Source organism: Dactylosporangium vinaceum (assembly GCF_019904175.1).
Classification (GTDB): domain Bacteria; phylum Actinomycetota; class Actinomycetes; order Mycobacteriales; family Micromonosporaceae; genus Dactylosporangium; species Dactylosporangium vinaceum.
Genome location: NZ_CP061913.1, coordinates 3523499 through 3545045, shown reverse-complemented (window position 1 = coordinate 3545045; position 21547 = coordinate 3523499). Strand labels below are relative to the sequence as shown.

The 21547-nt window shown below is 72.3% G+C and carries 20 protein-coding genes; 12 read left to right on the top strand and 8 right to left on the bottom strand.

The annotated features are described in order from the left end of the window. Window positions 1–42 precede the first annotated feature (42 nt). Entirely contained in the window at window positions 43–1071 is a 1029-nt protein-coding gene (locus Dvina_RS15840; protein ID WP_223103239.1) for a glycoside hydrolase family 26 protein, read from the top strand. Window positions 1072–1084: 13 nt separating this feature from the next. Here the strand turns inward: Dvina_RS15840 and Dvina_RS15835 are convergent, their stop codons facing one another. From Dvina_RS15835 to chvE, 5 genes are all read right to left on the bottom strand, one after another. Further along, on the bottom strand, window positions 1085–1735 hold the full coding sequence (locus Dvina_RS15835; RefSeq protein ID WP_425516549.1) for a response regulator transcription factor: 651 nt from the start codon (window positions 1733–1735) through the stop codon (window positions 1085–1087). A 77-nt stretch (window positions 1736–1812) separates the two neighbouring features. After that, window positions 1813–3039, bottom strand: coding sequence for an endo-1,4-beta-xylanase (locus Dvina_RS15830; protein ID WP_223103238.1), 1227 nt, complete (start codon window positions 3037–3039; stop codon window positions 1813–1815). 114 nt (window positions 3040–3153) lie between these two features. Next, window positions 3154–4374: a multiple monosaccharide ABC transporter permease gene (gene mmsB, locus Dvina_RS15825; RefSeq protein WP_223103237.1), complete on the bottom strand. Its 1221-nt coding sequence runs from the start codon at window positions 4372–4374 to the stop codon at window positions 3154–3156. After that, a complete protein-coding gene (gene mmsA, locus Dvina_RS15820; RefSeq protein WP_223103236.1) occupies window positions 4371–5912 on the bottom strand; it encodes a multiple monosaccharide ABC transporter ATP-binding protein in 1542 nt (513 codons plus the stop codon). The genes mmsB and mmsA overlap by 4 nt, the downstream gene beginning before the upstream one ends. Window positions 5913–5986: 74 nt before the next feature. After that, window positions 5987–7108 carry a multiple monosaccharide ABC transporter substrate-binding protein gene (gene chvE, locus Dvina_RS15815; RefSeq protein WP_223103235.1) on the bottom strand — a complete coding sequence of 374 codons (1122 nt, stop codon included), beginning with the start codon at window positions 7106–7108 and terminating at the stop codon, window positions 5987–5989. Between the two features lie 186 nt (window positions 7109–7294). Here chvE and Dvina_RS15810 point away from each other — a divergent pair, with 186 nt between their 5' ends. The 6 genes from Dvina_RS15810 (at window position 7295) to Dvina_RS15785 (ending at window position 12970) form a co-directional block, all read left to right on the top strand. Further along, complete coding sequence (locus Dvina_RS15810; RefSeq protein ID WP_223103234.1) at window positions 7295–7735, top strand: MarR family winged helix-turn-helix transcriptional regulator; 441 nt, start codon at window positions 7295–7297, stop codon at window positions 7733–7735. Beyond that, window positions 7728–8660, top strand: coding sequence for an NADP-dependent oxidoreductase (locus Dvina_RS15805; protein WP_246656243.1), 933 nt, complete (start codon window positions 7728–7730; stop codon window positions 8658–8660). Before Dvina_RS15810 ends, Dvina_RS15805 begins: the two co-directional genes overlap by 8 nt. Window positions 8661–8711: 51 nt before the next feature. Then, on the top strand, window positions 8712–10883 hold the full coding sequence (locus Dvina_RS15800; RefSeq protein WP_223103233.1) for an Hsp70 family protein: 2172 nt from the start codon (window positions 8712–8714) through the stop codon (window positions 10881–10883). A 98-nt stretch (window positions 10884–10981) separates the two neighbouring features. Continuing rightward, window positions 10982–11404 (top strand): DUF6069 family protein, encoded by a 423-nt coding sequence (locus Dvina_RS15795; RefSeq protein WP_223103232.1) that lies wholly within the window; start codon window positions 10982–10984, stop codon window positions 11402–11404. Between the two features lie 25 nt (window positions 11405–11429). Then, a complete protein-coding gene (locus Dvina_RS15790) occupies window positions 11430–11786 on the top strand; it encodes a YciI family protein (protein WP_223103231.1) in 357 nt (118 codons plus the stop codon). A 2-nt stretch (window positions 11787–11788) separates the two neighbouring features. After that, window positions 11789–12970 carry an RNA polymerase sigma factor gene (locus Dvina_RS15785; protein WP_223103230.1) on the top strand — a complete coding sequence of 394 codons (1182 nt, stop codon included), beginning with the start codon at window positions 11789–11791 and terminating at the stop codon, window positions 12968–12970. Here the strand turns inward: Dvina_RS15785 and Dvina_RS15780 are convergent. After that, window positions 12967–13347, bottom strand: a complete 381-nt coding sequence (locus Dvina_RS15780) for a DUF4267 domain-containing protein (protein ID WP_223103229.1) — start codon at window positions 13345–13347, stop codon at window positions 12967–12969. The two genes, Dvina_RS15785 and Dvina_RS15780, sit on opposite strands and share 4 nt — an antisense overlap. Window positions 13348–13442: 95 nt before the next feature. On the opposite strand from Dvina_RS15780, the gene Dvina_RS15775 reads away from it, so the two are divergent. Further along, window positions 13443–14030 (top strand): TetR/AcrR family transcriptional regulator, encoded by a 588-nt coding sequence (locus Dvina_RS15775; RefSeq protein ID WP_223103228.1) that lies wholly within the window; start codon window positions 13443–13445, stop codon window positions 14028–14030. An 80-nt stretch (window positions 14031–14110) separates the two neighbouring features. On the opposite strand, the gene Dvina_RS15770 is transcribed toward Dvina_RS15775, so the two are convergent. Continuing rightward, entirely contained in the window at window positions 14111–15502 is a 1392-nt protein-coding gene (locus tag Dvina_RS15770) for a pyridoxal phosphate-dependent decarboxylase family protein (protein ID WP_223103227.1), read from the bottom strand. Window positions 15503–15590: 88 nt separating this feature from the next. On the opposite strand from Dvina_RS15770, the gene Dvina_RS15765 reads away from it, so the two are divergent. The 4 genes from Dvina_RS15765 to Dvina_RS15750 all read left to right on the top strand — a co-directional run bounded on the left by Dvina_RS15765 (window position 15591) and on the right by Dvina_RS15750 (window position 20632). After that, window positions 15591–15983 carry a hemerythrin domain-containing protein gene (locus Dvina_RS15765; protein WP_246656242.1) on the top strand — a complete coding sequence of 131 codons (393 nt, stop codon included), beginning with the start codon at window positions 15591–15593 and terminating at the stop codon, window positions 15981–15983. A gap of 135 nt (window positions 15984–16118) precedes the next feature. Further along, on the top strand, window positions 16119–17744 hold the full coding sequence (locus tag Dvina_RS15760; RefSeq protein WP_223103225.1) for an FAD-binding dehydrogenase: 1626 nt from the start codon (window positions 16119–16121) through the stop codon (window positions 17742–17744). 26 nt (window positions 17745–17770) lie between these two features. Further along, window positions 17771–19105, top strand: coding sequence for a sodium:proton exchanger (locus Dvina_RS15755; RefSeq protein WP_223103224.1), 1335 nt, complete (start codon window positions 17771–17773; stop codon window positions 19103–19105). 27 nt (window positions 19106–19132) lie between these two features. After that, on the top strand, window positions 19133–20632 hold the full coding sequence (locus Dvina_RS15750; protein WP_223103223.1) for a sensor histidine kinase: 1500 nt from the start codon (window positions 19133–19135) through the stop codon (window positions 20630–20632). Here the strand turns inward: Dvina_RS15750 and Dvina_RS15745 are convergent. Next, the gene (locus tag Dvina_RS15745; RefSeq protein WP_223103222.1) at window positions 20622–21539 is read right to left on the bottom strand and encodes an NADP-dependent oxidoreductase; all 918 of its coding nucleotides are present in this window, start codon (window positions 21537–21539) and stop codon (window positions 20622–20624) included. The two genes, Dvina_RS15750 and Dvina_RS15745, sit on opposite strands and share 11 nt — an antisense overlap. Window positions 21540–21547: the final 8 nt, after the last annotated feature.

Genomic DNA, 21547 nt, shown 5'->3' with positions numbered 1-21547 from the left:
CATCGATGGCATGGCGCTCGTGACGTCGACAGGAGAGTGGACATGCGGATGCGAACGCTGCTGTGCGCGGCGGCCGTCGCCCTGGCGCTGACCGTGCCCGGCGGTGCCGCCGCGGCCGGGCCCGGCCGGGACACACCGCCGACCCGCTACCTGGGCATGTTCCGGGAGGCGGACCCGGCCACGATCGCCGCCGACGTCAAGAGCCAGTACGGCGTGACACCGGCCAGCGTGATGTGGTTCGACAGCTGGGGCACCGGCAACCCGTTCCCGGTGGCGCAGGCCAGGACGCTGTGGCGCCACGGCATCATGCCGCACTACACGTGGGAGCCCTGGAACACCGCCCTCGGCGCGACCGACCCGGCGCAGATCCACCTGCAGGACATCATCGACGGCACGTGGGACAGCTACATCACGGCCCGCGGCCGGGAGTTCGCCGCCGTCCACCGGCCGATCCTGGTCCGCTGGGGCCACGAGTTCAACGGCAACTGGTACCCGTGGGGCATCGCCAACAACAACGCCGACCCCACCCTCTATGTGCGGGCCTACCGGCACGTGCACGACCTCGTCACCGCCGCCGGCGCGCGCAACGTGCAATGGGTGTGGGCCTTCAACAACGGCTCGTCACCGGACGCGCCGTACAACGACCCGGCCGCCGCCTACCCCGGCGACGCCTACGTCGACTGGGTCGGCATCGACGGCTACAACTGGGGCTTCGGCCCGTCCTGGGACCCGGCCGGCGACCACTGGACGACGTTCGACCAGACGTTCGCCGCCGCCTACGCCAAGGCCCGCGCCGTCGCCCCGCACCGGCCGGTGACTATCGGCGAGTTCGCGTCGACCGAGGACGGCGGCGACAAGGCCCGATGGATCGACGACATGAACACGACGCTGCGCTCGGGCGCGTACCCCGACCTGAGGCTGCTCACCTACTTCGACCTGACCAAGGAGGAGGCCTGGTCGCCGAGCTCCTCGCCGGCCGCGCTCGCCGCGTTCAAGTCCTGGGTCCGGCAGCGGTACATGCAGGGCCGCGGCGACGAGCTGGCCCGCATCGCCGCGCACCCCGGGCGATGAGCGCGCCGGCGACTCAGGCGCCGGTCTCGGTCAGGTAGGCCACGACCGCCTTCACCCGGCGGTTGTCGGCCTCGGTGAGCGGGAGGTCGAACTTGGCGAAGATGGCCGCGGCGTGCTTCTCCACGGCCCGCTCGGTGACGACCAGGCGGGCCGCGATCGCCCGGTTCGAGAAGCCCTGGGCCATGAGGTCGAGCACCTCGCGCTCCCGGGCGGTCAGCCGGTCCAGCCGCCGCCCGCCCCGCAGCATCCGGTCGACGATCTCCGGGTCCAGGGCGGTGCCGCCGCCGGCCACCCGGTGCAGCGCGTCGACGAACTGCGAGACGGCCGCCACCCGCTCCTTGAGCAGGTAGCCCACGCCGTGGGCCCCGGTCGCGAGCAGCCGCGTCGCGAGCGCCGGGTCCGCGTGCTGGGAGAAGATCAGCACGCCCAGGCCCGGGTGCCCGGCCCGGAGCTGCTCCGCGGCCCGGATGCCCTCGTCGGTGAAGGTCGGCGGCAGGCGGATGTCCACGATGGCCATGTCCGGCCCGTGCTCGGCCACCGCGGCCAGCAGCCCGTCCGGCGCGCCGGTCGTGGCGACGACCGCACAGCCGCGGGTGCTCAGCAGCTCCACCATCCCGTCGCGGAGGATTACCGAGTCCTCGGCGATGACTACCCGCAGGGCCATCCGGCCAGGGTACGGACGCCGGGGCGGGCGCCGGTCGGGCGCCCGCCCCGTTCCTAACCCCCAGGAATGCTTGTGTGTCAGCGGCGCGGCCGCTGCGGGATGCGCGGCTGCACCAGCGGCGGACCGGCCGCGGCCAGGTCACCCTGGACCGTGCGCAGCGACTTCTTCGGCTGGTAGTTCGCGTCCCACAGGTTGCCGGCGCCCTCCGGCGGGTCCTTGAACCAGTTGGGAATCCACGAGTGCTTGTCGGTGAAGCCCCACACCGTGAACGACAGGCAGTGCCGGTTCATGAGGCACGCCTGCAGCAGCACGTGGTAGTTGTACGCGGAAGCCTGGTCGCGGGCGTTGAGGTCGGCGCCCGCCGCGGCGAGCGTCGGGTCCTTCGCGTCCTTCATGAGGCTGCGCGCGTCCACCTCGGTCAGCGCCACGGCCAGGCCCAGGTCGGTGAAGCGCTGCATGGCGTCGGCGACCTGGAAGACGTCGTAGTTGCCGTACTGCGTGCTGAGGTGGCCCTGGCTGCCGACGCCGTCGATCGGGACGCCCTGGGCGCGCAGCTTCTTGACCATGTCGTAGACGAACTGGGTCTTGTCACCGGGGCCGCCGTCGCCGAACGCCTCGATGTTGTAGTCGTTGTAGAACAGCAGCGCCTTCGCGTCGGCGGCGCGGGCCCAGCGGAACGCGTCGGCGAGGTAGCCGGGGCCGAGCAGGTCGGCGAACTTCTGCTTCAGCGAGCCGGTGTTGCCGCCGAGGTGGATCGCCGACGGCGTCTCCCACGGGTCGGAGACGGCCTCGTTGACCACGTCCCACTGCCAGATCCGGCCGCGGAAGTGCGTCACGACGTCGGTGATGTGCTGCTTGAGCAGGGCGCGCAGCTGCGGTCCGTCGATGGTGCCGTCCTGGATGCCGGTGCTGAGCCAGCCGGGCAGCTGGCTGTACCAGGCCAGGACGTGGCCGCGGACGAGCTGGTGATGCTGCTCGGCCGCGGCGACGAACGCGTCCGCGGCCGCCCAGTTGTAGGTGCCGCGGGTGGGCTCCAGGCTCTCCCACTTCATGGCGTTCTCGGCCGTGACCGTCGAGAACTGCCCGTCGACCATGACTTTGTACTGCGGGTCCGCGGCATCGGTATACGCGGCGGCGTCGACGGCCGTGCCGAAGGACAGGCCGTTGCGGGCCGCCAACGCGCGCAGGCTCTGGTCCTGTGTCGCCGGCGGGCGCGGGCCGCCGGCGGAGGCCGCGACCGCGCTCATCGTCACCGCGGTCACGGCCGCCAGAAGGCCGGCGGTGGCCATTCTGCGTAATGTCATGAGGTTGGCTCCCGATTGTTTCGAAACAATTACTGGGATTCGCCTTGAGACACCGACGCTATTGGTCCACGAAAGCCAACGTCAATACGCTGCCGTTATCGAAACACTGCCAGATCACTGGGCCGAGTTGGTCACCCGCTTGCTGATGATGTCGAAAGCGACGGCGGCAATGAGCACCAGGCCCTTGATCGCCTGCTGCCAGGCCGCGTCGACGCCGAGGATGGACAGGCCCATGTTCAGCACGCCCATGATCAGCGCACCGATCACGGCCCCGGTGACCTTGCCGATGCCGCCGGTCACGGCGGTGCCACCGATGAACGCGGCGGCGATCGCGTCCAGTTCGTAGTTGGTCCCGGCGCCCGCCACCCCGGCCCCGGCGCGCGAGGTGGTGACGACCGCGGCCACCCCGGCGAGAATGCCCATGTTGACGAAGATCAGGAAAGTTACACGCTTGGTCTTCACACCCGAAAGTTTCGCCGCCGCGAGATTTCCGCCCATCGCGTAGATGTGCCGGCCGAACACGGTGTTACCCATGATGTACGTGTACAGAATGACGAGTGCGCCGACGATGATGAGCACGTTCGGGGTGCCGTCGGTGCTCTCGGCGAGCAGATAGGTGATGTACGCGATAAGCGCCGTGAACACGACGAGCTTGCCGTAGAAGGCGGCGCTCGGCTCGAGGCGCAGGTCGTAACGGATCAGCTCGCGCCGGGTGCGCAGCTGCGAGAGCGCGAGGCCGCCGATCGCGACGAGGCCGACGAGCAGCGTCATGCCGTCGAGGTTGCCGACGAAGCCCAGCGCATTGGGCAGCGACTTGGCCGCGATGGCGCCGAAGCCCTTGTCCTGCACCGGCACCGTCTGGCTCACGGCGAGCACGGCCAGGCCGCGGAACAGCAGCATGCCGCCGAGCGTCACGATGAAGGCGGGGATCCCGACGTACGCGATGAAGAAGCCCTGCCAGCAGCCGACGATGATGCCGATGCCGATGGACGCGGCCACGGCCACGGGCCACGGCCAGCCCCACTGGGTGATCATCAGCGCGCACACGCCACCGATGAAGGCCACGATGGAGCCGACGGACAGGTCGATGTGCTGGGCCACGATGACCATGACCATGCCGATGGCCAGGATCAGCACGTAGGCGTTCTGCTGCACGAGCGCGGCGACGTTGTCGGGGTACAGCAGCCGCCCGTCGGTCAGCACCTGGAAGGTGATGACGATGGCGATGAGCACCGTCAGCATGCCGTACTGCCACAGGTTCTGGCCCAGGTATCCGCGCAGCGACGAGACCTCGGTGGGCTTCGTCTCCGGCTGCAGCGTTTCGGTCGTGGTCATCGGGAGACCCCACTCTTGTCCATGGTCATGTATCGCATCAGGCCCTCCTGGGTGGCCGCGGCGCGGTCCATCTCGCCGGTGATCCGCCCCTGGCTCATCGCGTAGATCCGGTCGCAGATCCCGAGCAGCTCCGGCAACTCGGAGGAGATGACGACGACCGCCTTGCCGGCGTCCGCGAGGGCGTTGATGATTTCGTAGATCTCGTACTTGGCGCCGACGTCGATGCCCCGGGTCGGCTCGTCGAGGATGAGCACCTCGGGCTCGGTGAAGAGCCACTTGCTCAGCACGACCTTCTGCTGGTTGCCGCCGGAGAGCTTGCCGGTGAGCACGGCGACGGAGTCGGCCTTGACCCGCATCTCCTTGCGCAGCCGCTCGGCCCGGTGCACCTCCTCGGCGCTGTTGACCACGCCGAGCTTCGCGACCGCGGCGAGCTTGGCCGCGGTGATGTTGCGCTTGATGTCCTCGATGAGGTTCAGGCCGTAGCGCTTGCGGTCCTCGGTCGCGTAGGCGATCCCGTGCCCGATGGCCTCGTCGACCGAGCGGACCCGGACCTCCTTGCCGTGCAGGAACAGCCGCCCGGAGATCCCGGTGCCGTAGCTGTGCCCGAACACGCTCATCGCCAGCTCGGTGCGGCCGGCGCCCATGAGCCCGGCGATACCGACGATCTCGCCGCCGCGCACCCGCAGCGCCGCCTTGTCGACGACGACCCGGCCCCGGTCGATCGGGTGGTGCACGGTCCAGTCCTCGATCCGCAGCACCTCCTCGCCGATCTGCGGGGTGTGCTCGGGGTATCGGTGGGCCAGGTCGCGCCCGACCATCGCCCGGATAATTTGCTCCTCGGACACCGGCTCGGCCCCGTGCATGTCGAACGTGGCCACCGTGCGCCCGTCGCGGATCACTGTCGTCGTGTCGGCGATCGCGGCGATCTCGTTGAGCTTGTGCGAGATGATGATCGACGTGATCCCCTGGCCCTTGAGCTGGCGGATCAGGCCGAGCAGGTGCTCGGAGTCGGCGTCGTTGAGCGCGGCCGTCGGCTCGTCGAGGATCAGCAGCCGGACCCGCTTCGACAGCGCCTTGGCGATCTCCACGAGCTGCTGCTTGCCGACGCCGATGTCGAGGATCTTCGTGTCCGGCGGCTCGGCCAGGCCGACCCGGGCCAGCAGCTCCGCGGCCCGCTTGTTGGTCTGCGGCCAGTTGACGATCCCCCGGCGGGCCTGCTCGTTGCCGAGGAAGATGTTCTCGGCGATCGACAGGAACGGGCTGAGGGCGAGCTCCTGGTGGATGATGACGATCCCGCGGTCCTCGGAGTCGCGGATCGAGCGGAAGTGGCCCGGCTGGCCGTCGAAGACGATCTCGCCCTCGTAGGAGCCGGACGGATACACCCCAGAAAGGATCTTCATCAGGGTTGACTTGCCGGCGCCGTTCTCGCCGCAGATCGCGTGGACCTCGCCCTCGGCCACGCTCATCGTGACGTCCTGGAGCGCTTTGACACCGGGGAACGATTTGGTGATGCCGTGCATTTCGAGCAGGAAGGGCATGGGGGCTTCCCTCTACAAAGTCGCGTGTGGGCCGGGCCCGCAGTGCGCGGACCCGGCCCGTTGGTGCTGTGGCGTTACAGACCCAGGTCAGATGCCTTGAAGAAGCCGGAGTCGACGAGCTTCGACTTCACGTCGTCCTTGGTGACCACGACCGGCGGGAGCAGGTAAGAGGGAACGACCTTGACGCCGTTGTTGTACGTCTTGGTGTCGTTCGTCTCGACCGTGGAGCCCTTGGAGATCGAGTCGACCATCTTCGCGACCTGGTCGCCGAGCGTCCGGGTGTCCTTCCAGACCGTCATCGACTGCTTGCCGGCCAGGATGTTCTTGGTGTTGGCCAGGTCGGCGTCCTGCCCGGTGAGCAGCGGCCAGTCGGCGCCCGGCTTGTAGCCGTGCGAGTCCAGGGACTGCGCGATGCCCAGCGCGAGCGAGTCGTTCGGCGACAGCACGACGTCGACCTTCTTGCCGCCCGTGTAGAACGAGTTGAGCCGGTTGTCCATCTCGGCCTGCGCCGCGTCGGTCTTCCAGCCGTTGATCGAGACGGTCTTCCAGTCATCGTTGCTGGCCAGCTTCTTGCCGGACGGGATGACCAGCTTGCCGCTGTCGACGTACTGCTTGAGCACGTCCCAGGCGCCGGCGAAGAAGAACTTGGCGTTGTTGTCGTCGGACGAGCCGGCGAACGGCTCCAGGTTGAACGGGCCCTTGCCGCCGTCGAGGCCCAGCTTGGACACGATGAACTGGCCCTGGAGCTGGCCGACCTTGTAGTTGTCGAAGGTCGCGTAGTAGTCGACGTTGGGGCTCTGGTTGATCAGCCGGTCGTAGGCGATGACCTTGACCTTCTTGTCGGCCGCCTGCTGCAGGACCGGGGCCAGGGCCGTGCCGTCGATCGAGGCGATGACCAGGATCTTCGCCTTGTCGTTGATCATGTTCTGGAGCTGCGTGATCTGCTGGTCGACCTTGTTGTCGGCGTACTGCAGCGAGGTCTTGTAGCCCGCCTTCTTGAGCAGGTCCTCGAGGTGGGCACCGTCGTTGTTCCAGCGCTCCAGGCTGCGCGTGGGCATGGCGATGCCGACCAGCGCGGGACCGCTGTCGCCCCCGCCGGTGTTGTCGTCCTTGCGGGTCTCACTGCACGCGGAGGTCGTGGCGAGCAGCGCGGCCAGGGCGGTGGCAGCCAGGACCCGGAACGGCTTGAACTTCATCCTCGGCGCCTCCTTTCTATCGGAGGTGGGGTGTGCGCAGAGGTTTGTTATGGCCGCGAACATACCTCCCCCGACCGAAGATCATGGGTCACAGATCGGTAACACCATGGTCAACAACGGTGCCCGGCCCGTGTTTCGAAACACTTGTTACCTTAGCTCTAATATAATTAGTGCTATGGTACCGCCGTGAGTGCTGAACTGCGGCGGGTCTTCGACGACCTCGTCCGATTCGAGACTGATCTATGGAATGGCGTGGACGCCCGGCTGAAGGCGGCCGGTGCCGTCCCCCTCGGGAGCCTCAACGTGCTCCAGGTCGTGGCCCGCACCGAGGCGTGCCGGGTCAACGAGGTCGCCGACGCGCTGTCCATCACCATCGGCGGCGCCAGCCAGGCGGTCGACCGCCTGGTGGCCCGCGAACTGCTGGCCCGCCGCCCCAACCCGGGCGACCGGCGATCGTCCATTGTGGAGCTGACCACGGCCGGCACCGAGGCCCTCGCGGCCGCCGAGACCGTGTTCGACGCCGAGCTCGCCCGGTGGTTCGGCGAGGCCCTGACGGGTAGCGCCCTGCGCAGCTTCGCCCGCACCCTGTCGACCCTGCGCGCCTTTGCCGGAGGACACCGTGACTGACGCCCGAGCCGTCCGCTTCGACACCTTCGGCGGACCGGAAGTGCTGTATGTGACAAGCATTCCCATGCCGTCACCGGGACCCGGCGAGGTCGTCGTCGCCGTGCGCGCGGCCGGCATCAACCCGGGGGAAAGCGGTATCCGCACCGGATCGCTGGAGTTCCGGTACACGACAAGCTTCCCCTGCGGCGAGGGCAGCGACCTCGCCGGCGTCGTCACCGCCGTCGGCCCGGGCGTGACGGCGTTCGCGGTCGGCGACGAGGTGCTCGGCTTCTCCTGGACCCGCTCCAGCCACGCCACCCACACCGCGGTCCCGGTCACCCAGCTCATCCCGAAACCGCCGGCGCTGTCCTGGGAGGTGGCCGGGGCGCTCTACGTGGTCGCCTGCACCGCCTTCGCCGCGGTCCGCGCGATCGCCGCCGAGCCGGGCGAGACGGTCGCCGTATCGGCCGCGGCCGGTGGCGTCGGCACCCTGACCGTACAGCTGCTGCGCCACCGCGGCGTGCGGGTGCTCGGCATCGCGTCACCGTCCAACCGGGACTGGCTCGAGGCCCACGGCGCCGTCCAGGTCTCCTACGGCCCCGATCTGGCCGCGCGGCTGCGGGCGGCGGCGCCGGACGGCATCGACGCGTTCATCGACCTGTTCGGGCCGCAGTACGTCGACCTCGCCCTCGAGCTCGGCATCCCCAAGGACCGCATCAACACCATCATCGCCTTCCAGGCCGCCGAGCGCCTCGGCGTCATGGCCGAGGGCAGCGAGCAGGCGTCCACTGTGGACGTGCTGACGTACATGGCCGGGCTCGTCGCCGACGGCACCCTGGAGATCCCGATCGCCGCCACCTACCCCCTCGACGACGTGGCGAAGGCGTTCGCGGAGCTCGACCACCGGCACACCCGCGGCAAGATCGTGCTGGTGCCCGCTCCGTAGAGTGAGCTGGTGACCTTCCGGCTCGGGATCGACTTGGGCACCTCCACCACGGTGGCCGTTTTATCCAGCTCGGGGACGATCCGTCCGCTCCTGTTCGACGCCTCGCCCCTGCTGTCCTCGGCCGTGCTCGCCGGCGCCGGCCCGGACCTGCTCACCGGGCTGGACGCCGAGCGGGCCGCGGCCGCCCGGCCGGCCGGGTTGGAGGCGAACCCCAAGCGGCGCGTCGACGAGGGCACCGTGTGGCTCGGCGAGCGCGAGTATCCGGTCGCCGAGCTCCTGGCCGCGGTCCTGCGCCGGGTCGCGGACGAGGCGCGGCGGGTCGCCGGCGCCCCGGTCGGCGAGGTCGTCCTCACCCACCCGGCCGCCTGGGGCCGGACCCGGCTGACGGTCCTCGCCGACGCCGCCGCCCGGGCCGGGCTGGGCGAGGTCGGCCTCGTGCCGGAGCCGGTGGCCGCGGCGGCGTACTTCGCAACCGTCCGGGATCTGCGGGCCGGGCAGTGCGTGGTCGTGTACGACCTCGGCGCCGGCACGTTCGACGTGAGCATCGTGCGGGTCGGGCCCACGTTCGAGGTCGTGGCCGCCTCCGGGCTCGCCGACGTCGGCGGGCTGGACCTCGACGCCGCCGTCGTCGAGCACGCCCGCGCGCTCACCCCCGGCGCCACCGAGGCCTGGGCCCGGCTGAACTGGCCGCAGAGCCCGGAGGACCAGCAGGCCCGGCGCGCGCTCTGGGTCGGGGCCCGGGCCACGAAGGAGCAGCTGACCCGGCACGCGACAGCGGACCTGCACCTGCCGCTGGTCGGCAAGGACCTGCACCTGACCCGGGAGGAGTTCGAGCTCGCCGCCCGCCCCCACCTGGACCGCACTGTCGCGCTGACGGTCTCGCTCCTGCGCGGTGCCGGCGTCTCCCCCGAGCACATCGGCGGTGTCTTCCTGGTCGGCGGCTCCTCCCGGATCCCCCTGGCGGCCACGCTGCTGCACCGGGCCCTGCGCACTGCCCCGACGATCGTCGACCAGCCCGAGCTCGTGGTCGCGCAGGGCAGCCTCCTGGCCCCGTCGATCCGGGCCGAGGTCGCCCCGCCCACGGCCGAGCTGGCGCCCGTCCCACCACCGGCAGCGCCCGTCCCACCACCGGCGGCGCCCGTCCCACCACCGGCGGCGCCCGTCTCGCCACCGGCGGCGCCTTTCGTGCCGCCGGCTCCCCGGCCGCGGGGCAACCGGCGGTGGGTGGCGGCGCTGCTCGCGGTCGTGCTGCTCGCCCTCGGCGGCGCCGGCCTCAAGCTGTGGCTGGACGGCCGCGGCTCGGTCATGGCCGAGTTCGAGGGGCACACCGACGTCGTCACCGCCGTCGCCTTCAACCACGCCGGCACCCTCGTCGCCAGCGCGAGCCGGGACAGGACGGTCCGCGTCTGGAACCCCGGCACCCGGGCCGCCGCGCTCGAGCACCCGCTGGAGGCCGGCACCGAACTGCGCGCGGTCGCGTTCAGCCCGGACGACACGCTGCTCGCCGCCGCCGGTGCCGACGAGCAGATCCACCTCTGGGACCTGCCGTCCTACACGCCGCACACGCTCCCGGCCACCGGGGCCCGCCGCTTCCCGATCCAGGCGCTCGCCTTCGACCGGACCGGCGCGCGCATCGCGGTCGGCGGCGACGGCGGCATCGGCGTGGTCCTCGACGCCCGCAGCGGCGCCCAGCTGGCCGAGTTCGACGCCCTGAGCAGCGGGTTCATCCGGGCCATCGCGTTCAACCCCCAGCAGCCCGACGATGTGATCCTCGGCGGGAGCCAGTCGGCGATCCTGCGGTACACCACCCAGGATCGTGGCCGCGGCGTCGAGGTCCCCACCGGGACGAGGCACGGCGGCAACGACGTGCGCGCGGTCGCATGGAGCCCCGACGGCACGACCGCGGCCAGCGCCGGGGCCGACGGCAGCGTCCTGGAGTGGCCGCTCGACCAGGCCGGCATCGCCGCCAGCACGCTCGGCCGGCACCGCGGCGCGGCGGACGCGGTGGCCTTCGACCGCACCGGCCGCACGATCGTCAGCGGCGGCGCCGACGGGCGGCTGCGCTTCTGGAGCGCGACGAGCCACGCCGCCGTCACCGGCCTCGACCTCGACGCCGGGAGCCCGGTCACCGCCATCGCCGCCAGCCCGGCCGCGGACCGCCTGGTCACGGGCTCGCAAGACCACGTCGTGCGGCTCTGGGCGGTGCCGTCGGAAAAATCTTGAAATTCGTCCGGCGGCGTTGTCGATTGGGGCCGGGCCGTTTCGTAGCCCTGGTGAGAGCCCGGTACGCAAGCCGGCCCCGACACCCGCTGGAGGGCACGATGACCACCACCGCGAACCCGACCCGCACCGCCACCACCCCGCGCACCCGCATCGGCGCGGTCCTCGTCACCGGCGCCCTGGCCACGATCGCCGCGAGCGCCGCCACGACGGCCGTCGCCGCCGCCGGCAACGCCGCCGGGATCAGCCTCGACGTGGCCGGCGCCCCGATCCCGGTCAGCGGGTTCGGCGTGCTGACCGCCGTGTTCTCGCTGATCGGCGTCGCCCTCGCGGCCACGCTGGCCCGGTTCGCCCGCCGTCCGCGGCGCACGTTCGTCCGCACGACAGTGGTGCTGACCGTGCTGTCCCTGGTCCCCGACGTGCTCGCCGACGCCGCCCCCGCCACCAAGGCGCTGCTGATGCTCACCCACCTGGTCGCCGCCGCGATCGTTGTTCCGGTTGTCGCCCGCCGCCTGGCCGCCTGATCCACCGACCCGAGGAGGAACCGCCATGAAGCAGTACCTGCTGTCCGTGCACTACGTCGAGGACGCGCCCGAGATGAGCGCGGACGAGATGGAGACGCTGTTCGCCGCAACCGGCCGGATCAACGACGAGATGGTCGCCAAGGGCGCCTGGGTCTTCGGCGGCGGGCTCACCACCCCGCAGAGCGCCACCGTCGTGCGCATCGACAACGGCGCCACCACCATGACCGACGGCCCGTTCGTCGAGGCCAAGGAGCACATCGCCGGGTTCTGGGTGCTCAAGTGTGCTGACCTCGACGAGGCCCTGGCCTGGGCCGAGAAGTGCGCCGCCGTCTGCGGCCCGATCGAGGTGCGCCCCTTCGACGAGCACTCCCAGCCCGCCTGAGCATGGATCTGACGAGCGTCTACCGCGCGGAGTACGGCCGCTGCGTGGCCACCCTGGCCCGCCTCCTCGGCGACATCAACCTCGCCGAGGAGGCGGTCCAGGACGCCTTCACCACGGCCCTGCAGAAGTGGGAGACGCTCCCGCCGAACCCGGGCGCCTGGATCGTGACGACAGCCCGCAACCGGGCCGTCGACCGGCTCCGGCGCGAGACGACCCGGGAGGCCCGGCACGCCGAGGCCCTGCTCCTGCAGCAACCGGACGCGCCCCAGGAGGTGGGACCCGTGCACGACGACCAGCTGCGCCTCATCTTCACCTGCTGCCACCCGGCGCTCGCCCCGGACGCCCGCACCGCGCTCACGCTGCGCCTGCTCGGCGGCCTCGAGGTGCCCGAGATCGCCCGCGCCTACCTGGTGCAGGAGGCGACGATCGCCCAGCGCATCGTCCGGGCCAAGAGGAAGATCCGCGACGCCGCCATCCCCTATCGCGTCCCGCGGGAGCACGAGCTGCCGGACCGCCTGCCGCCCGTGCTCACCGTGCTGTACCTGATGTTCAACGAGGGGTACGCGGCGACGGCCGGCCCGCTCATCCGCACCGACCTGTGCGCCGAGGCCATCCGCCTGGCCCGCGAACTGGCCGCCCTCATGCCCGACGAGCCCGAGGTGCTGGGCCTGCTGGCGCTACTGCTGCTGACCGAGGCCCGCCGCCCGGCCCGCCTCGACGCCGCCGGCGACCTGGTCCTGCTGGCCGACCAGGACCGCACCCTGTGGAGCCGCCCGCTGATCGCCGAGGGCCACGAGCTGGTCCGCCGCTGCCTGCGCCGCAACCGCCCCGGCCCGTATCAGATCCAGGCCGCCATCAGCGCCGTGCACACCGACGGCGAGGCCACCGACTGGCCGCAGGTCCTGGCCCTCTACGACCAGCTCCTCGCCATGGTCCCGACCCCCGTGGTGGCCCTGAACCGCGCGGTCGCCGTGGCCGAGGTCCACGGCCCGGGGCCGGCCCTGGCCGCGCTGGAGCAGGTGGATCTGCCCGGCTTCCACCGCCTGCCGGCCACCCGCGCCGAGCTCCTGACCCGCCTGGGCCGCAGCGCCGAGGCCCGTGCGGCCTACGACGAGGCCCTGGCGCTCGTCACCAACGAGACGGAGCGCGCCTTCCTGCGGGCCCGCCAGGCCGGCCTGGGTTAGGCGGCGAACAGCAGGCCGGCGCTGAGCAGGACGAGGACGGCCGTCGCGAAGTGAATGCCGAAAGCCGTCGCCCTCATACCGCCGTTGCGCAGCACGATCACGGTGTCGCCGAGCGGTGCCAGGGCGACGATCAGCATGAACCAGGCTTCGGCTGTCACACCGGCGAACGCGAGCAGCGCCAGGCCGACGAGCCCGTACGTGGTGTCCCGCACCCCCTTCACCGACAGGTACGCGCCCACACCGGCCCCACTGCCGTCACCGACGCCGACCCCGTACCCGGCCGCCGCCAGGCGCGGCTGCAGCAGGAACCGGAGGCCGATGAACACGATGAAGAGGTTCAGGACGATCGCCAGGCCGTACGCGATAGGGGTGAGCATGCCCGTGACTCCAGTTCGCTTCTGCCGCCGCTAGAATTTCTAGCACCGCTAGATCCGGTGTCGAAGGTACCGCTAGCAGTGCTAGAATTGCAAGCATGGCTAGCGAGGGCCGCCGCGAGCGCGAGCGGGCGATACGGGAGCGGCTGATCATCGCCGCGGCAAGGGAACTGGCCGAGAGCCAGGGCTGGGAAGCGGTGACCACCAGACGCCTGGCCGAGCGCGTGGAGTACAGCCAGCCGGTGCTGTACAGCCACTTCAAGAGCAAGGACGCCATCATGGCCGCGGTCGCCCTGGAGGGCTTCGCGGACCTGGCCTCAGCGCTGGAGCAGGCGTACCGGGGTGCCGCGCCCGGCGCCGACCACAAGGCATCGGAGGGCCTGACGGCCGTGGCGAAGGCCTACCTGGACTTCGCCGCCCACCGCCCGGCGCTGTACGACACCATGTTCTCCCAGCACATCGACCTCCCGTTCGCCGCCGAGCACACCCCCGAGCCGCTGAAGGCCGGCTTCAACGCACTGGCCGCCGCGCTCGCCCCGTTCGCGGCGGCCGACGATCTGGGCCTGCTGACCGAAACCCTGTGGGCCGCCCTGCACGGCCTGATCACGTTGACCCGCGGCAACCGCCTGCCCCCCGAGCTCCAGGACCGCCGCCTCGCCATCCTCCTGACCCGCCTCACGAAGTAGCCCGCCCGCACGGCCGAAGCCGATCCTGGACGCGACGACCTTCCGCCGGCGCGACGGGCCGGCGCGACGGCGGGTCGTGGTCAGGCGGCCGCGGCGGCTCGTCGGAGGGCGGCCAGGGACTCCTCCACGTCGGCGGTGTCGGTGGACCAGTTGCTCACCGAGACGCGCAGGATCGTGCGGCCGCGCCAGCGTGAGCCGGACATCCAGGCGCGGCCCTCGGACAGCAGCGCCCGGGTCACCGCGGCGGTGCGGGTGTCGTCGCCGAACGTGGCGCACACCTGCGTGAACACCACGTCGTTGAGGACCTCGGCGCCGTCGATCCCGGCGATGCCCTCCGCGAGCCGGCGGGCGTTCGCCGCGAACCCCGAGACCATCTCCGCGACCCCGCGCCGGCCCAGTGAGCGCAGCGCCGCCCAGACCGGCACGCCGCGGGCGCGGCGGGACAGCTCCGGCACCTTCTCGAACGGGTCGGCCGGGCCGCCCGGGCCGGCGGGCTCGATCAGGTAGCTGGCCTCGACACCCATCGCGGAGCGCAGCGCCGCCGGATCGCGGACGATCACGATCCCGCAGTCGTACGGCACGTTCAGCGTCTTGTGCCCGTCCGTCGCCCACGAGTCGGCGCGGTCCAGGCCGGGCACCAGGTGCCGCAGGTCCGGCGCCGCCGCCGCCCACAGGCCGAACGCCCCGTCGACGTGGACCCAGGCGCCGTGCCGGTGGGCGAGGTCGGCGGCCTCCCCGACGGCGTCGAAGGCTCCACTGTGGACGTTCCCGGCCTGCAGGCACACGATCGTCGGCTCGCCGCTGCCGGACCCGAGGGCCTCGGCCAGCGCGTCCAGGCGGATGCGGCCCTGGTCGTCGGCGGCGATCGGGGTGGGGGCGCCCAGGCCGAGGTACCGCAGCGCCAGATCCAGGGTGTCGTGGCGCTCGTCGCCGACCAGGACGCGGATGCGGGGAGCGCCGAAGAGGCCGTCGAAGTCCACGTCCCACCCCCGGCGGGCCAGGACGTGGCGGCGGGCGGCGGCCAGGCCGGTGAAGTTGGCCATCGTGGCGCCGGTGACGAAGCCCACGTCGCAGCCGGCGGGCAGGCCGAGCAGGTCGAGGATCCAGGCGCCGGCCACCTCCTCGAGAGCCGCCGTCGCCGGGGTCGGGTACCGCATCGCCGCGTTCTGGTCCCAGGCGCTCACCAGCCAGTCGGCCCCGAGCGCGGCCGGCAGCGTCCCGCCGATCACCCAGCCGAAGAACCGCCCGGCCGGCATCGCCATCAGGCCCGGCTCGGCCGAGCGGGCCAGGAGCTCGACCACCTCGCCCGGGTCCAGGCCGTCCTCGGGCAGCGGGCCGCCGACCGCCGCGGCCAGGGAGTCGGCGTCGGCGGAGGGCGGCACGGCCCGGGTGGGCAGCGTGCTCAGCCAGGCCCGGGCGTGCGTGCCGGCCGCGGCGAGGGCGGCGTCGTAGGCGTCCTGCTTCGCGCTCATGCCTCCACTATGCTTGCCGGCAGCGTCGCGGTGTACCCGGCTCGAAGAACGCCGAGGGCACGGAGGCGCGCAACCCTCAGGACCAGCCTTGTCCGAGTTCACCCCGCCGCGCCTCGCGGCCCTGGGAAACCAGCTCATCGAGATCCACCAGCATCTGCGGGCGCTGCTCGACGACCTCACCGACCGGCCCGACTTCTCCCGCGAACTGCGCGCCCACTGCCTGGCGTTCTGCGGTGCGCTGGAGCGCCACCACACCGGCGAGGAGCGCGGCATGTTCCGCGTCCTGGCCGAGCGCCACCCGCAGCTCCGCCCGGTCATCGCCGAGCTGCGCCGCGACCACGAACAGATCGCCGCCCTGCTGCGCCGCGTCGAGGCCAACCCCACCCCGGCCGAGCTGGCCGGCCTGGCCGCGGTGATGGAGTCGCACTTCACGTTCGAAGAGAAACGTCTGGCTGCGGTACTCGACCAGCTCCAGCCGTAGCCGCAAGCCGACCGGCCCGGCGCCCCGACCCGCGCCGGGCCGGACAGCGATCCCGTACGTGACGACCGCGGCGCGCAGCGTGAACCAGCACGGCACGGCGCTGCGGGCTCGGGGACCTGCCTTAGCCTGGTGCCCGTGGACGCGGATGTGATCGTGATCGGTGCCGGGCTGGCCGGGCTCGTGGCGGCGGCCGAGGTGGCCGACGCCGGCAAGCGGGTGATCCTGCTCGACCAGGAGGGCGAGCAGAGCCTCGGCGGGCAGGCGCACTGGTCGTTCGGCGGGCTGTTCTTCGTCGACTCGCCCGAGCAGCGGCGCCTGGGCATCCGCGACTCGGCCGAGCTGGCCTGGCAGGACTGGCTCGGCAGCGCGCAGTTCGACCGGGCCGAGGACGAGTGGCCGCGCCGGTGGGCCGAGGCCTACGTGCACTTCGCCGCCGGGGAGAAGCGGGCCTGGCTGCGGGCGATGGGCCACCGCGTGTTCCCCGTCGTCGGGTGGGCCGAGCGCGGCGGCGGGCCGGCCGACGGGCACGGCAACTCGGTGCCGCGCTTCCACATCACCTGGGGCACCGGGCCGGGGATCGTCGAGCCGTTCGAGAAGCGGGTCCGGGCCGCCGGCAACGTCGAGCTGCGCTTCCGGCACCGCGTCGACGAGCTGCTGCCGGGCGGCACCGTCCGCGGCACCGTCCTGGAGCCCACCACCGTCGCGCGTGGACAGTCGAGCTCGCGCACGGCGGTCGGGGAGTTCGAGCTGACGGCCGGCGCGGTCATCGTGACCTCCGGCGGGATCGGCGGCAACCACGACCTCGTCCGCAAGGCCTGGCCCGAGCGGCTCGGCCCGCCCCCCAAGACCATGGTCTCCGGGGTGCCGGCCCACGTCGACGGCCGCATGCTCGCCATCACGGAGGCGGCGGGCGGGCGCATCATCAACCCCGACCGGATGTGGCACTACACCGAGGGCCTGCGCAACTGGGACCCGATCTGGCCGGGCCACGGCATCCGGATCCTGCCCGGGCCCTCGTCGCTGTGGCTCGACGCGACGGGCAAGCGGCTGCCGGCGCCCTGCTTCCCCGGCTTCGACACGCTCGGCACGCTGCGCCACATCACCGCCACCGGATACGACCACAGCTGGTTCATCCTCACCCAGAAGATCATCGAGAAGGAGTTCGCGCTCTCGGGCTCCGAGCAGAACCCCGACCTCACCAACCGCAGCGTCCGCCAGGTCCTGCAGCGGGTGAAGAAGGGCGCGCCCGCCCCCGTGGAGGCGTTCAAACAGCACGGGGCCGACTTCGCGGTCGCCGCCACGCTCGACGAGCTGATCGCCAAAATGCAGAAGATCGCTCCGGAGGTACCGCTCGACGCCGCCGAGATCCGCCGGACCGTCGAGGCCCGCGACCGGGAGCTGGCCAACGCGTTCACCAAGGACGCACAGATCACGGCCGTGCGCGGCGCCCGCAACTACCGCGGCGACAGGCTGATCCGCGTCGCCACCCCGCACCGCCTGCTCGACCCCGAGGCCGGGCCGCTGATCGCGGTCCACCTCAACATCCTGACCCGCAAAACCCTCGGCGGCCTGGAGACGGACCTGGACGGGCGGGTGCTCAAGGCCGACGGGACGCCGCTGCCGGGCGTGTACGCGGCCGGGGAAGTGGCCGGATTCGGTGGCGGGGGCATGCACGGGTACAACTCGCTCGAAGGCACCTTTCTCGGCGGGTGTCTCTTCTCCGGCCGCACCGCCGGCCGAGCCGCGGCCCGGGCGGTGTGAGCGGATCGCCGGTAGAGTCCGCTGCCATGCGACGACCGCCCCTCTCGGGCCTGCTGGCACTCGCGGCGACCGTCCCCGGCGTGGTCGTCGCACTCGGCGGCGCCGACCTGCCGTCGCCGGTGGCGGCGCTGGTGTTCGGCGGGGCCATCATCGGGGCGGCGTTCGTGCTGGCCTGGGCGGCCGAGGCGGCCCAGGTCGACGTCTCGGCCGGCCTCGCGGTGGCGGTGCTGGCCCTGATCGCGGTGCTGCCCGAGTACTCCGTCGACTTCGTGTTCACCTGGCGCGGCGGCGAGGCGGCGGCCCGGTACGGGGCGGACTGCGCCCCGCCCGGCGGCGACGGCACGCCCGCGTGCTCCCTCGCGCTGGCCAACATGACCGGAGCCAACCGGATCCTGGTCGGCATCGGCTGGGCCGTCGTCGTGCTGATCGCCTGGCGGCGCTCCAAGGAGCGCGGCATCACGCTGGGGCGGGCCGATGCGGTACCCCTGGCGTTCCTGACCCTCGCCTCGCTCTACTGCCTGGTCCTGCCGTTCAAGCGCACGCTCACGCTGTGGGACACGGCGATCCTCGTGGCGATCTTCGTCGCCTACAGCTGGCGGGTGTCGCGGGCCCCGGCCGGCGAGCCGGACCTGGTCGGGCCGTCCGCGTGGGTCGGCGGCCTGGGCAAGGTGCCGCGGCGGGCCACGGTCATCGGGCTGTTCGCCGTCTCCGCCGTTGTCATCCTGCTGGCCGCCGAGCCGTTCGCGCAGTCCCTCGTCGACACCGGGCAGCAGCTCGGCATCAGCGAGTTCCTGCTGGTGCAGTGGGTGGCGCCGCTCGCCTCGGAGGCGCCCGAGCTGCTCGTCGCCGGCCTGTACGCCTACCGCCTGCACACCACCGAGGCCCTCGGCGCCCTGGTGTCCTCGAAGGTCAACCAGTGGACGCTGCTGGTCGGCACGCTCCCGGTGGTGTTCGCCGTGTCCAGCCGGGGCTTGTCGGGCCTGCCGATCGAGCCGGCCCAGCGCGGCGAGCTGCTGCTGACCGCGGCCCAGTCGCTGCTGGCCATCGCACTGCTGCTCGGGCTGACGCTGAGCCTGCGGGCCGCGCTCGCGCTCGTCGGGCTGTTCCTGGTGCAGTTCGTGCTGGGGGCGGTACTGCCGCCGCAATGGCACGACCGTGAGCTGCTGGCCCTGAGCGGGGTGTATCTGCTGCTGGCCGCCGTCACCGTCGTGCGCAAGCGGGCCTGCCTGCTGCCGATGCTGCGCGACGGCCTGCTGACCCGCTACAGCGACCTCGGCGGCGACCTGCGCTGCACCACGACCGGCGGCGGGCGGCTGCGGCTGCGGACCCGGCTCAAAGAAGTGCTGCCCACCGGGCGGTAGGGCCCCGCCTGCCGTAATCTGCACCGCGTGACGGATCGACGGCGGCTCACCAGCCAGCGGCTCTTCGCGCTCACGATCGGCGCGATGACGTTGCTGATCGTGCTGGGCTCCTGGGCCGGGTACGCCTCCCTGGCCGACACCACCCGCGTCTCCGACCGGCTCCAGCAGCGGATCTCCCCCGCCGCCACCGCCGCCGTCGAGCTCGGCGCGGCGCTCGTCGACCAGGAGACGGCGGTGCGCGGCTTCGTCCTCGCCCGCGAGCAGCAGTTCCTGGACCCGTACCACGAGGGCGTCGCCACCGAGCGTCGCCTCGCCGACCGGCTGCGCGGCCTGCTCGCCGACGAACCGGCGGCGCTCAACGGCCTGGAGACGGTAGAGCGGGCCGCGGCCGGCTGGCGCAACGACTTCGCCCAGCCGCTCATCGCGAGCCCCGACCCGCGCTCGCCGCTGGTCGTCACCAGCAAGTCGGCGTTCGACGGCATCCGCGGCGGCGTCGCGGCGCTGCAGCAGCGCGTCGACGAGGCCCGCGCGGCCGGCCGCCACGCGCTCGACACGTCCCGCCAGCGCCGCGACACCATCTTCGCCATCATCGTGGGCGGCCTGCTCGTGGGGCTGTTCGTCATCGCCCTGCTGCTGCAGCGATCCATCTTCGGCCCCCTCGACCGGCTCCGGACCGCCGTGCGCACGGTCGCCGACGGCGACTTCGAGCACCGGGTCCCGGCGGTCGGCCCGGCCGACCTGGCCGCGCTCGGCGAGTCGGTGGAGGCGATGCGCGAGCGGGTGGTGACCGCTCTGGCCGAGAGCCGCGCGCAGGAGGAGCGGCTGCGGCGCTCGAACTCCGACCTGGAGCAGTTCGCCTACGTCGCCAGCCACGACCTGCAGGAGCCCCTGCGCAAGATCGCATCCTTCTGCCAGATGCTGCAGCGGCGCTACGCCGACCAGCTCGACGACCGGGCCCGCCAGTACATCGGCTTCGCCGTCGACGGCGCGACCCGCATGCAGGCGCTCATCAACGACCTGCTCGCGTTCTCGCGCGTCGGCCGCGTCTACGACAACGTCACCGAGGTCGACCTCGCCGCGACCATGCGCCGCGTCCGCAACGACCTCGCCGTCCGCTTGGAGGACACGGACGCCACCGTCGAGACCCCGGACCTCCCCGTGGTGCAGGGCGACCCGACGCTCCTGGCGATGCTGTGGCAGAACCTCATCAGCAACGCCGTCAAGTTCCGCAAGCCCGACGTCCCGCCGAAGATCACCGTCGAGCTCTCGGAAGCCGACGGCTTCTACGAGTTCGCCGTCCAGGACAACGGCATCGGCATCGAGCCGCAGTTCGCCGACAAGATCTTCATCATCTTCCAGCGCCTGCATCCGCGCGACGTCTACCCGGGCACGGGCATCGGCCTGGCCATCTGCAAGCGCATCGTCGAGCACCACGGCGGCCGCATCTGGCTCGACCCCACCTACACCGACGGCGCCGGCATCCGCTTCACCCTGCCGGTCCCGGCGCCGGAGCCCGTCACAGCGTGACCACGACCTTGCCGTGCACGTGGCGGTCCATCTGCCGGTGCACGGCCGCGCGGACCCGCTCGACCGGGAACGTCGCCGCGATCGGCACCGTGAGCCGCTTGCTCAGGACGGCCTCGACGAGCCGCCCCATCTCGTCCGGGGCGGCGTCGCTGCCCCCGGTGGCGCGCACCCCGCCGGGCGGGTTCGGACCGGCCGCGACGGTGGCGATCCGCCCGGCCGGCACCCCGAGCTCGAGCGCGGCCAGCGCGGTCTCGGTCCCGAACAGGTCGATCGCCGCCGTCACCCCCGCCGGCACCCGGCCGGCCAGCCCCGGTCCGTAGGTGACCGCCTCCGCGCCCAGCTCCCGCAGGAACGGGAACGTACCCTCCGCCGCGGTCCCGATCACCCGGGCCCCGGCCAGCGCCGCGAGCTGCACGGCGAACACGCCGACCCCGCCGGCCGCCCCGCCGATCAGCACGGTGTCCCCGGCCCGCAGCCCGACCGTCGCCAGCGCGGCCGCGGCGGTCATCCCGGCCACCGGCAGCGTGGCGGCGACCTCGTCACCGATCCCGTCCGGCGTGAGCCAGAGCGCGTCCGGCCACACGGCGGGCGCCTTGAGCACCACGTGATCGGCGACCGCCCGCGCCAGCGCACCCCCGAACACCCGGTCCCCGGCCGCGAACCCCTCGGCGCCGGGCCCGGCCTGGTCGACGACGCCCGCGAAGTCGTAGCCGAACCCGGCCGGCACGCCGAGCCCGAACATCGCCGCGCGCTGCGCCGAGCGCATGATCCCCCAGTCCATCGGGTTGAGCGCGGCGACGGTGACACGGACCCGCACCTCGCCCGGCCCGGCCTGCGGCTCGGGGACGTCGCGCAGCTGGAGGACCTCGGGTCCGCCGTGCGTCTGGTAGATGACGGCTCGGCTCATGCGGCACC